This is a genomic window from Novosphingobium sp. JCM 18896, from assembly GCF_025938095.1.
GTDB lineage: Bacteria > Pseudomonadota > Alphaproteobacteria > Sphingomonadales > Sphingomonadaceae > Novosphingobium.
In genome coordinates, this window is record NZ_JAPCZF010000009.1 from 77,861 (window position 1) to 90,122 (window position 12,262).

General features: G+C 63.3%; 8 protein-coding genes. 4 read left to right on the plus strand and 4 right to left on the minus strand.

Features of this window, described 5'->3' with window-relative positions:
* The first annotated feature begins 336 nt into the window (after positions 1–336).
* Genes OLX23_RS22845 through OLX23_RS22855 form a run of 3 tightly spaced genes read left to right on the plus strand, consistent with a single transcriptional unit; the run spans position 337 to position 5,954 of the window.
* Positions 337–1,602, plus strand: coding sequence for a TolC family protein (locus tag OLX23_RS22845; protein ID WP_056383951.1), 1,266 nt, complete (start codon positions 337–339; stop codon positions 1,600–1,602).
* A complete protein-coding gene (locus OLX23_RS22850) occupies positions 1,599–2,729 on the plus strand; it encodes an efflux RND transporter periplasmic adaptor subunit (RefSeq protein WP_264447556.1) in 1,131 nt (376 codons plus the stop codon). The genes OLX23_RS22845 and OLX23_RS22850 overlap by 4 nt, the downstream gene beginning before the upstream one ends.
* 3 nt (positions 2,730–2,732) lie before the next feature.
* Positions 2,733–5,954, plus strand: a complete 3,222-nt coding sequence (locus OLX23_RS22855) for an efflux RND transporter permease subunit (protein ID WP_264447557.1) — start codon at positions 2,733–2,735, stop codon at positions 5,952–5,954.
* Positions 5,955–6,000: 46 nt separating this feature from the next.
* On the opposite strand, the gene OLX23_RS22860 is transcribed toward OLX23_RS22855, so the two are convergent.
* Together OLX23_RS22860 and OLX23_RS22865 are read right to left on the minus strand one after the other, a co-directional pair.
* Entirely contained in the window at positions 6,001–7,212 is a 1,212-nt protein-coding gene (locus tag OLX23_RS22860; protein ID WP_413629926.1) for a tyrosine-type recombinase/integrase, read from the minus strand.
* Entirely contained in the window at positions 7,209–8,453 is a 1,245-nt protein-coding gene (locus tag OLX23_RS22865; RefSeq protein WP_264447560.1) for a hypothetical protein, read from the minus strand. Before OLX23_RS22865 ends, OLX23_RS22860 begins: the two co-directional genes overlap by 4 nt.
* A gap of 153 nt (positions 8,454–8,606) precedes the next feature.
* Between OLX23_RS22865 and OLX23_RS22870 the strand changes: the two genes are divergently transcribed.
* On the plus strand, positions 8,607–9,620 hold the full coding sequence (locus tag OLX23_RS22870) for a hypothetical protein (protein ID WP_319641342.1): 1,014 nt from the start codon (positions 8,607–8,609) through the stop codon (positions 9,618–9,620).
* A gap of 277 nt (positions 9,621–9,897) precedes the next feature.
* On the opposite strand, the gene OLX23_RS22875 is transcribed toward OLX23_RS22870, so the two are convergent.
* Together OLX23_RS22875 and OLX23_RS22880 are read right to left on the minus strand one after the other, a co-directional pair.
* A complete protein-coding gene (locus tag OLX23_RS22875) occupies positions 9,898–10,911 on the minus strand; it encodes a ParB/RepB/Spo0J family partition protein (protein WP_264447562.1) in 1,014 nt (337 codons plus the stop codon).
* 45 nt (positions 10,912–10,956) lie between these two features.
* The gene (locus OLX23_RS22880; RefSeq protein ID WP_264447563.1) at positions 10,957–12,162 is read right to left on the minus strand and encodes an AAA family ATPase; all 1,206 of its coding nucleotides are present in this window, start codon (positions 12,160–12,162) and stop codon (positions 10,957–10,959) included.
* Positions 12,163–12,262 lie beyond the last annotated feature (100 nt).

Below are 12,262 nucleotides of genomic sequence, written 5' to 3' on the forward strand. Positions count from 1 at the left end.
CCTTTGCCCACGCCGTGGCGTCGATCGACTGCTCCGCGACTTCTCCAACCATCGCGGCTGAAGATGGTGCCGAAGAGGGAAGATCGCTGCCGGCAGATCCAAAGAAGGCCTGCCACCACAACCATTGTGGCTGTCATGGGCACCATCTTGCCGCCCTTCCTGCGACCCGCGATCTCCCAATCGCTCGGGCCAGCCCGCCAGACATGTTCATTCATACGGCGAAGGCACTCACGGCTGCGCCACGCAGCGCAGAGCTGAGACCCCCAAAAGCCTGATGATAGCCGCTGGGGCGCCACCGATTATCGCGCCCCTCAGCCATCACAGGAGTTCCAAGACATGAATCGACTGTTAGCGGCCCTTGTGGTCGCAGCGCCGTACGCTTTCAGCGCCCAGGCGCAGACGCCGCCTTCCGCAGAAACACAACCGCCCTTGACGTTGTCGCGCGCACTCGACCTTGCAGGCGCGTCAGCGCCAGCGCTTGAGGCAGCATCGGCGGGCCTTCGAGCGGCTGAAGCGGCTCGAACCATCGCCGGCCTCAGGCCAAACCCCACGATCAATATCGAGGCGGAGAATGTCGCGGGGACTGGGCCCTATTCGGGGACCCAGAGCATGGAGGCAACGACCTCTCTCCAACTGCCAATCGAACTCGGCGGCAAACGATCCGCGCGCGTAGCAGTCGCAGATGCCCAGCGCGATCGTGCGGGAATTGAGCGCGCTATTGCTCAGGCGGATCTCCGATTCGCGGTAACGCGCGCCTATGCAGAGGCCGCTGCCTCGGAACGTCGCCTCGTCAACGCCCGCGAGCAGTTCAGGATTGCGAACGAGGGTCTTCGTGCCGCCGATGTCCGTGTCCGCGCCGGACGCGCGTCACCGCTTGAAGTTCAGCGCGCCGATGTCACGCGGATCAATGCCGCGGCCGCCCTGGAGCGCTCGGAACGGTCTGCCGAGGTCGCCCGCTTCACGCTCAGCCAGCGGATAGGCCAAACCATCCTGGCGCCACTCGACGGCTCCTGGTTCAATAGCGTCGACAGCCGATATGGACCGCTGCGGCCCCCTGATGCTGCCGGTACACTCTCGCTGGCTGCGGCCAATGCCGACCTTGCCACGGCAACCGCCCAAATGCGCCTTGCACGCGCGCAGCGCGTCCCAGATCTCACGCTGGGTGCAGGCGCTCGCCGTCTCGAGGAGACGAATGACACCGCAGCGGTCTTCAGCCTGTCGGTGCCGCTTCCTTTCTTCAACAGCGGCAAGGCAGCGCTCGAGCAAGCGGGTGCAGAGCAACTGCGCGCCGAAGCACAAAAGCGGGTGACGGCACAGGACGTTGCGCAAGCAATCGCCGAGGCACAGGCGGATGCCGCTAACGCTGCAACGAGCGCCGCGACCGCGACCGGGCCTGCCCTTGAGGCTGCCGAGGAGGCAGCGCGCATCGCCCGGATTGGCTATAGGGAGGGGAAGTTCAGCCAGCTCGATCTGCTCGATGCGGAGCGCGTCCTATCCGAGACGCGCGCAACCGCCATCGATGCGCTGCTCGCCTATCACAACGCACAAGCGCAGCTGGAGCGGCTGACCGCCCGCGCGCCCGATCAGGGAGACAATCGATGAACTTCACGCAGCGGGCCATCGCGCCCCTCGTGCTCGCACTGGTCGTGGCCGGATGCGGTAGCCAGCCCGCCGAGCAGGAGAAGGCGGAAAAGGAAGAAGGCCACGCGGGCGAAGAGGGTCTGATCCGACTCACGCCCCAGCAGGTCGCCGCGGCGCGAATTGAGGTCGCGCTTCCCTCCCGCGGCGGCACGGGCGCGATCACGCTGCCTGCAACCGTCGAAGGCGATCCCCAGGGTATGCAAGTCGTTTCCGCTGCCATCGGCGGGAAAGTCGTCGCGCTGACCCGGAATCTCGGACAAGACGTGCGACGCGGCGAAACGCTCGCCATCGTCGAAAGCCGTGAGGCCGCCTCGCTCAAGGCCGAGGTGGAAGCTGCGCGTGCCCGTCTGGCGCTCGCACAATCCAACTTGAGACGCGAGCAACGCCTGTTTGCCGAACGCGTGTCGCCCGAACAGGATCTGATCGCCGCACGTACGGCAGCAACGGAGGCCAACATCGCTCTGCGCTTGGCCCAGCAGCAGGTCTCTGCAGCGGGGGGTGGCGGCGGCGGTCTCAACCGTCTCGGCATCGGATCACCCATTAGCGGCCAAGTCATCGCACGAAGCGTGACCCTGGGGCAGACCGTGGCAGCCGATGCCGAACTTTATCGGGTCGCCAATCTCTCCCAAGTCTCGGTCAACCTGTCGCTGTCGCCGGCCGATGCCGGCCGTGTGCGACCGGGTTCAACCGTCGAGATCACGGCGCCTGGGCGCCGAACGACTGCGCGTGTGAGCTTTGTCTCGCCAATCCTCGACGAAGGCACCCGCCTCGTGCCTGTCATAGCCCTCATCGACAACCGGGCGGGCCAGTGGCGGATCGGCGAGCCGGTGACGGCGGCAATCTCGGTGGCAAGCAGCTCCTCGGGCATTATGGTGCCCGCCGACGCCGTGCAGACGGTCGAAGGAAAACCATCGGTTTTTGTTCGTGTTCCGCAGGGCTTCAAGGCGATTCCAGTTGCCCTCGGGCAACCCAGCGGCAACGCCGTGACGATCCTGTCAGGCCTTTCGGGACGCGAGCAAATCGCCGTCGCCAACAGCTTCACTCTCAAGGCCGAGCTCGGAAAGAGCGAAGCGGTCGACGAGGATTAAGCCATGATCGAGCGCATTGTGACCTTTTCGGTCGAGCGGCGCTGGTTTGTGCTGCTCGTGACCGTCATCGGCGTGATCATCGGGGGTTGGGCACTCTCCCGCCTGCCGATCGATGCCGTCCCCGATATCACCAACAACCAAGTGCAGGTGAATGTCCGGGCACCTGCCCTCTCGCCCGAGCTCGTCGAAAAACAGGTGGCGTTCCCGATCGAGACGGCGCTCGCCGGCGTGCCGGGCCTTGAGTATACAAGGTCGCTGAGTCGAAACGGTTTCGCACAAGTGACGGCGGTCTTTTCCGATTCCACGGACATATATTTCGCACGGGCCCAGGTGGCAGAACGGCTGCGCAGCGCCGAGGAGAGCCTCCCCGAGGGGGTCACGCCGGAAATGGGGCCGATCGCCACGGGTCTCGGTGACGTGCTGATGTGGACGGTCCATCTCGCACATCGCAAGGAGGATCGCCACGCGCCCGGTGAGCCCGGCATCCAACCCGACGGCAGCTACATAACGCCCGAGGGCGAGCGGCTTGTCAGCCAGGCCGATCAGGCAACCTATCTGCGGACCGTCCAGGACTGGATCGTCTCACCGCTCCTGAAGAACACGCCAGGATTGGCCGGGATCGACTCAATCGGCGGCTATGTGAAACAGTACCAGGTTGTCCCAGACCTACAGCGCTTGGCAGCCTTGGACCTCAGCCTCAGCGACCTCGCGACTGCGCTCGAAGAGAATAACAGCTCGGTCGGCGCAGGTGTGATCAACCGCAACGGCGAGGGACTGGCCGTTCGTTCCGACGGCCGTCTGCTCAATGCCGACGAACTCGGCCGAACCGTCATCGCCACCAAGGAAGGGATACCGATCCTCCTGAATCAGGTCGCGACCGTTCGTTCCGGGCAGGCTCTGCGGATGGGTTCCGCGTCCGAAAATGGCAGGGAAGTGGTGGTCGGCACCGCCGTCATGCGCATCGGTGAAAACAGCCGGACGGTGGCCTCAAGCGTCAACGCCCGGCTTCAGGAGATCAATGCCTCCTTGCCGAACGACGTCGTCGTACAGCCGGTTCTCGATCGAACGGCCTTGGTGAATTCAACGATCAAGACGGTCGTGAAAAACCTCACAGAGGGTGCACTCCTCGTCATTGTCGTCCTCTTCGTCCTGCTTGGAAACTTTCGTGCGGCATTGATCGCGGCACTCGTCATTCCCATCACGATGCTGCTCACCAGCTTCGGGATGCTGCGAGGCGGTGTTTCGGCCAACCTCATGAGCCTCGGAGCGCTCGACTTCGGCCTCATCGTCGATGGCGCGGTGATCATCGTCGAAAACACCCTTCGACGGATCGCTGAACGCCAACATCACAAGGGGCGCACCCTTGATATTGAGGAACGGCTCTCGACGGTCGCCGCCTCTGCTCGAGAAATGATCCGGCCTTCGGTCTATGGCCAGGCGATCATCATCCTGGTCTATGTGCCGCTGCTGACGCTGAGCGGGGTCGAGGGAAAAACCTTCACGCCGATGGCGCTGACTGTGATCCTAGCCCTCGTCTTCGCCTTCATCCTCTCGCTCACGTTCGTGCCTGCCATGCTCGGTATCTGGCTTTCAAAGCCTGTCGAGGAAAAGGAAGGGCGTGTCATGAGCTGGCTCAAGACCCGCTACGAGCCGGGTCTTAACGCAGCCATGCGGCGGCCCAGTCGCACGCTGGGAATCGGCATCGCCGCGTTTGTCGTGGCGATCGGCAGCTTCGCGACGCTTGGACAGGAATTCCTGCCACAACTCGACGAAGGCGACGTGCTGATCCAAGCCTTTCGCGTGCCCGGTACTTCGGTTGACCAGAGCCAGGCGATGCAGATCGAGATCGAGAGAGCGATCGCGCGCGAGCCGGAGGTGCGGTTCGTATTTTCAAGGACCGGCACTGCCGAACTTGCCTCGGACCCGATGCCAACGAACGTTTCGGACACGTTCGTGATCCTGAAGCCCCGCAGCGACTGGCCCGATCCGCACCTTGCGAAGTCCGAATTGGTTGAACGTCTTGAGCAGCGGCTCTCGCAGCTTCCCGGCAATGCCTACGAGATCACTCAGCCGATCCAGATGCGGTTCAACGAGCTGATCGCAGGCGTCCGCAGTGACCTTGCGGTGAAAGTGTTCGGTGACGACTTCGAACAGATGGGAGAAACGGCCAACCGCATCGCCGCCGTGCTGCGGAAAGTCGAGGGAGCGACCGATGTCCGCGTCGAACAAACCGAGGGGCTTCCCATGCTAGACGTCACGCCCAATCGCGACGCGATGGCGCGGTTCGGCATCACCGCGCGAGCGCTTCAAGACACGCTCGCAGCGGCCGTTGGTGGGCGCGACGCAGGTATGATCTTTGAGGGCGACCGGCGTTTTGCCGTGACGATCCGATTGGGAGAAGAGGCACGCGCCAATCTCGAGACCTTGGGCCAAGTGCCGGTGCCGACGCCGACTGGAGCCTTTGTTCCGCTCGGCAGCGTTGCGACCATCGCGGTTGTTGATGGTCCCAATCAGATCAGCCGCGACAATGGCAAGCGACGCATTGTGGTCCAAGCGAATGTGCGCGGCCGGGATGTTGCGAGCGTGGTGACCGACGCGCAGGAGAAAATCGCAAGCGATGTTCGACTGCCGGCAGGCACCTATCTCGAATGGGGCGGTCAGTTCGAAAATTTGGCCTCAGCGCGCGATCGGCTTCTGCTCGTGATCCCTGCCTGTTTCGCGCTGATCCTGCTACTGCTCTATGGCGCGCTTGGCAGCGTTAGAGAGGCGGCGATCGTCTTTACCGGCGTACCACTTGCACTGGTGGGCGGGGTATTGGCGCTCGCGCTGCGCGGCATGCCCTTCTCCATCTCGGCTGCCGTCGGCTTCATCGCTCTTTCCGGCATCGCGGTGCTGAATGGCCTGGTGATGGTGACATCGATTCAGGATCTGATGGCGCGCGGTATGGCACGGGCGCGAGCCGCGCACGAAGGGGCGCTCGCCCGCCTCCGCCCCGTGGTGATGACCGCGCTCGTCGCATCGCTGGGTTTTGTGCCTATGGCGCTCGCGACAGGGCCTGGCGCGGAGGTGCAGAAGCCGCTCGCGACGGTGGTGATCGGCGGACTGCTTTCCGCAACGCTTCTCACGCTGTTCGTGTTACCGACGCTCTACGCCAGGTTTGGACGCCGGGAGACACCGACACCGCCGGCGAAGGACCCGCTGGCTGCTGACGCCGCGCATCAATAACGAAGAGGGGGTGCCGCTCGCCGGCGGCATCCCCTCGTAGTGCGCCTCACTTGAGCTTTGCTGCGAGCCGGCCAACCGCGCCGGACTCGGCGGCGAGGTTGCGGTTGTACGCGAGCGGCATGCGCGGGCTTTTCCAGCGCAGCGCATCCATGATGCCCGCCAAATCCTCGCCGCTGGCGAAAAGGTCCTGGTTGAGGCCGACCCGCGTCGAATGCGCGCTGATACCCTTGAGCAGCCGCGCCAAGTCGTCGGCGGTGAGATCGCCCAGAGCGCCACGATCGAACGCCCGTCGGATGATCGACCGCCAGATCGGTCCGATCGAGCCAGGATGCAGCGCCGCCGCGCCGACATCATATTCGGTCCGCGCCGGGATCGCGGGCCGAGACAGCGTCTTGCGCAAGTCCCAGGTCTCGCGCCCGGAAATGGTCTCGATCCGCCTTCCCTTGACCGCCGCCCGCGCCTTGTAGCGGCGCACCTGCACCCGTCGGAACAGCGGCCCCGCGTCGATCCTGGACGCAGCCGTCCACGCCGCGATCGCCCGCACCGAGCGCGGCGACAGGAAGGCGGTCGCCCCCTCCCCTTCGGGGTCGCCCTTGCTGCGCGGAATGGTCAACAGCCGCGCTTCGGGATCGAGCGCGTCGACGATGTGCTTCAGGTCGATCGCGACGAGTTCGGAGGCGCGCAGACCGGTGTCATAGGCGACCGACAACAGCGCGCGATCGCGGAGGCCCGGCAGATCGTCCGCGCAGGCCTCGAGCAGCGCCCGCACGTTCAATCCGCGTGGGCTATCGTGTGCGACGTCGCGCACCGGCCCCTTGAACCGCAGCGGCCGCGCCTGCGCCTGCGCGCTGCCCTTGTCGCGCCGGATTGCGCGGAGCCGCAGCTTGACCAGTTCGGTCTGGGTCGGATCCTTGAGATCGAGCAATTGATGGATCTTGGCGATCGACGCCTTGTAGCGGCTGAGCGAGGCTGGCCTCGCCCCCTGCCCTGCCCGCGCGTCGAGATAATCCGCGACCAGCTCGGGCGTCGCCGGCAACGCCGGTCGCTTGATCTTGCGGCACCACAGATCGAAGGCTTCGAGGTCTGATTTGAGGGCGCGGATGCTGTGCGGTGACGACGCGGCCTGATAGGCGTCGATGAGCGCCTTGTTGACCGTGATCGTCTGCCCGGCGCCAAGCTTGGTGACTTCCCAGGCCAGGTCGACCGAATGCGCCGCCTGATCATCGATCGGCACGCGAAGAGAATCCTCCCCGGTCATCTGGAGAGCGCGACAATGTGGTCGTAGCTGTGCGGCTCGACCCCGTAGACCGCGGCCAGACCGTTAAAAGCGTCGACCGCCGCCTGCTGGAGCGCCTCAGGGGCAACCGAGGTCAGGGTGGCCTGATACTCGTAGCTCTCTTCGACGGCAGCATAGCCCTCGTCGCCAAAATCGAAGCGTCCCTGCGGCCACCAACTTCCCGCGAGGCCATTGACCCCGAGCCGGACGTGGATCGGCAGCGACCCGCCATGCGCGAGCGCCAGCGCCGTGTTGCGCTTCAGAAATTCCAGCCAGTGGTGGAAGAAATAGCCGGTGGCGAGCCGTACTCGCCCTTCCCGCTCGAACAGGAAGCCACCACCCACCCCCCAGAATTCGCCGGTGTTCTCGAACCACTGGGTGACCGCCAAGGTCGGATTGACCCGATTCTCCTCGGTGCCGGGCCAGTAGACCGAGGTTCCGCCGCGACTGATCCCGTAACTCAAGGAGTTGGCGCGCGCGAGCAGCGCCGGATGCCCGGGATGATTGGCCAGCGACTGCTTGGCGCCCGCCTTTGCTTGCCACTTTGACGGGATAAGCCGCGCGTAGCCCGGAAACTGGTCCATCCAGACGAACTTGCTCGTGCCGTGCGCCGGGTTCGTCACGAGTTGCGGTTCGGCCCGGTCGAACCAAAGGTCAGGATCCCCAGCGAAATGCGGCTGCCAATGCACCGCTTCAGGCGGCGGCGAGGGCAGCTGGCCTAGCGAGAGTCTGAGCGCGACCGCGAGCTGCTTGGCAAGGTCGCCGCGCACGCGGCGCAGCTCGGTGGTCACCGCGCCAACCGGCAAATGGAAGCCGATCGGCCCCCGCCGCCCCCGCATATCGAACGGCAGCTTGTCGAGCGTGGCCCCGTCGAAAGCCGTGTTCCAGACCTGGATCACGCGGGTGTCGGTCAGCGCCCGGTTGGCATAGCCCATTTCGAGGAGGACGTTTGGGTTGGCGCAGGCCTTGCCGCTCGCCGACACCGCGATCGGCGTGACGTCGCCGACGAAGACGGCGGCCTCGTCGATCTTGCGCAGGATCGTCGCGACAATATCGGGCGTGCCGGCCACCCCTTGCGTGTCCGACGTCAGGCTCGGCCGCTCGGCTTCCTCGACATCGGCCGCGAGCAGCGTGATGGCGGCGTCGAGCGCATAGCGGATGACCTCGCGCGTGACGCGCGCATCGAGGTCGCTTTGCCAGGACCAGAAAACCGTCTTTTCCAAACACTTCCCCCTTGTCCGCCTCAGCGCCACCTGTAGCGCACCTTATAAAGGGGCGTCAAACATGCTTATGTGATAACTGCAATTATCGAATATCCACATTTACAATCCTATCGGCTGAGTTGACTGAGAGTGCTGTTGGGTTAAGTTTGGGACGTGTCTGCGCCGCTGCCCTCACCCCAGTTCGGTCCGGCTTACACGCCGCAAATGGTCAACGCGATCGCCAGCTGCAGCGCAGCGATTGCACGGCTTGATGCCCGTATTTGCGCGAGTTCGGTACGCGCGGCTTGGGTCCGGCGCGCCGCCTGGAGTGGCTACGCCAAGGCGCTTCAGCTGCAGCAGGTCGAGCTTGATGAAATCGACGCATTTTCCTGGGGCTGCGGGCTCAAATTGCCCGGCCGCGCGCAGCCCACCACGCATCTCGACCTCTACGCCGACTTCGCGCCGTGGCAGGCCGCGCTCGCCGAGAGCGATCCCCTCGCCTGGCGCGACGCGCTCCCGCTTGCGATCGGCGAGCCCGCCGGCGCCGCCGAGCACCCCACCCTCATCCGCGCGCTCGACCGCGTGCGCCAGCACGCGCGCGTCGATGGCAGCCCGATCCCCTGGCTCGGCCTCCCGTTTGCGCTGCGCGATCTGAAACTGGCGAGCACTCCCCTCCCCTGCCTCGTTGGCGGGGTGAAAGCCTTCCGGCTCAAGAAGACGCCGCAGGATGCCGATTGGCTCGCGGCAATCCGGGATTTAGAGGCAAAGGCTAACGCCGGGCTCGCGCGGCTCGATGCGCTCGAGCGGCTCTACCGCGATGCCCAGCGCGCGATCACCGCCGCGTACCGTCCTGGCGCCCTGCCCGCCCTCCTCGCGCTGACCCAGCATCGCCCGCTGGTGTCGCCGCAGTTGGTGGCAAGCGATCTGGGTCTGAGCCTCGCCGGCGCGAGCAAGCTGCTCGAGCGCGCGCGGGCCGCGGAGCTGCTGGTCGAGATTACCGCGCGAAAAACCTGGCGCCTGTTCCTGACGCCGGATCTTGCCGCGGAGTTTGGGTTTGTAGCGCCGAAGCGGGGGCGACCAGTCAAGGAGGCCGCTCCCCTCCCCCGCGATCGTGAGCTCGCTGCGGTGTTCGATGCATTCGATCATGAGATGGCGAAAATCGACGCTTTGCTGGCACGCACGGCGTGACATCCTACGATCTGGGGCAAAACCTGACCCAAATTGTTGATTTATAAGCTCAATTTTAGACGTCGATTTAAAGGGCCGTACAGGGCCGAAACTGACCTTGGCAGGGGCATCGTACTAGAGACCCGACGAAAACGCTGTAGCACCCCTTAAAACGCATTTTTAGAGCTCCCTGGGTTTTCGGCGAGCATCAATCCACTCTTTCGGGCTTGTGGCCCGTCTTATCGCGCCTTTTCGCGGCACGACCTCGTCATTCCGCCGAGCTCAACCACGTGGACGCTCACGACCAGTGCTGGTCAAGGATCGCCTTCAGAGCCAACTCTGCTTCGATGCGAGATGCACCACCTTTATGGAGCAGTGTAAGCCGGACCCCCTTGCGATCAGATCCCTCGATCCTGAGGACAGGCCTGCCCCCTTCACTGGTGATCGTTTCACCCCTTCCTGACTTCTTGGGGGATCCTGACTTCTTGGGGGGGTCTACCGCGAGAGTCAGCGTCTTGATGATATCAACGACCGTCTGGACGGGCGCCCCGGCCTTCCGCGCCTCGGCTATCCGCCCAGCTTCAGCGAAAGCCCTCGCTTTACGTTCCTCCGGTTTCAACAGGCCCTTCAGCGCGATGCCGTTTCGGACCCCTAAATCCTGAAGGTTAGGAAAAGCTCGTGTCAATTCCTCGGGCAACCGCGCGAGATCGAGATAGCGTGTAAGCCAACTCTCGGTCACGTTCAGTCGCTCCGCCATCGTCTTCTGTCGCCCCCCGTAGTACAGGTCGAGCGCACGGAGGTAGTCCCTCGCCCGCTCCAGGTCCGAGAGATCGTCACGCGCGCGGTTCTCAATGTCAGCAAGGCGGAATGCCTCTTCATCGCCAATATCTCGAATGTCGATGAGGAACTTGAAATCCGGATAGTTGTGTGACCGGAGCCAGCTGATCGTCCAATGCCGCCGCGCTCCGCAAATGACCTCGAAGTCATAGTCGGGTTCGCCCGAGACACGACGAACGATGGCGGGCATCTCCTGGCGCCCCTGAGCCTTGATACTATCGATCAAATCGGCACAGCGCTCTTCGGTGAGCAGTTGATAGTCGCGGTTGTGCCCCTCCCACATTCGGCAGCGAGCAGGGTCCACCAACTCCTGCATGCGGTTAATTACTGCGCCGGAAGCGAGATCAGCGAGCCTGTTCGAGCGACCGGTCAAAACGTTTGAAGCAATGCCCGTTCGCCGCTGCGGAGCCTGCTCCTCAGACAGATCGATTCCTGCCGCTAGATCCGCTGCAAAACCGCTGTTCTTTCTGGTCATCCCAGCATCCTCACACCTAAATTGCACGCGTGCAATTTGACCAACTTAAGCCAGAGCTGCCTTGCGCAATGCCGCTTGATGGCTCGGCCACATCGACCGGATATCGACTTCGATTTCCGCGTTGACCCCGTCTAAATATCCGAGGCAGCGATTGCGAACGGCTGAACTCGTTGCTGGACCGTCCAACTCGTAGACAGTCATTAAACGTGCGGTCGCGTTATCGATCTCCGCAGAATCCTTGAGCGGGGTTCGAACCATAGCGTGGCCGAACAGGGTCCGCATCAGCTGCAAGAGCTCCTTCTGCATCGACTTGTTTTCATCGACTTTGGAGCCGACGAAGCGCAGGAATTGAAGCTCTGGCGCCATCTCGCGTTCAGCGAGCTGCTCAATTGTCTCGTCGAGCATCGACAAGAAGGCTGCAGTAGATGAAAAATCCATCACGGTGGGCGGGACCGGAACTACCAGCGCATTGGCGGCACGAAGCACAGACAATGAGATTGCTCCCAGTGCTGGCGGCGGGTCCATTACAATAACATCAAAGCGGTCGGCGATGCTGTCGATCCCGACTTTCAGTCGGTTAAGCAGCGCGTCGAACCCTCCCCTCGCCATCCGCGCGGCGAGCTCATACTCAGAATTGAAGAGACGTAGATTCGCGGGGATTAGCTCAAGACCGTCGAAGTGTGTCTTGCGGAGCGCATAGTCGAGCGAAGTCCTCTCATCCTCTCGGAGGAAAGGATACAACGTGTCTTCCTCATCTAGGTCGAGGTCAGGCACATAGCCAAAAAGCGTCGTCGCAGAGGCCTGGCTGTCACAGTCTACAAGGGCAACTCGGTACCCTCGGATCGCGAGGTACTGTGCCAGATGGACTGCTACAGTCGACTTGCCAACTCCACCCTTGAAGTTCTGGACTGCAACGACACAGCAAGGATCGCCTGGGGCTCGATAGGGTCTCGTCCCGAAGACACCGCGCATGTCGTTCAGCTGTGCCAACGTGTACCGTTCGCGTCGGTTTTTGTCGGTACGCAACGGCTCCGGTAGGCGGCCGTCTTTCTCCGCATCGCGAATTGCCGCAGGCGTCCTGTTTACCAGCTCTGCCGCCTTGCTGATTGTGAACGTAGGTTCGCGGCGGTCATCTGCTCGCGCATTGCGGGCAGAATCTCTCAGCTTTTCGAGAACCGACGATGTCCGATTTGCAAGCGTCGCCACCGACACAAGACGCTCGGCTTCTTCAATATCGAGACCGTTAGACACATGCCCACCTTTCGCAATCGCGAAGGTGGTACCTCAACTTGCGCTTTTTGGTCAAGAAATTCACGAATTGCGAAAGTGCGAACAGCTTGAGACCCAGTTT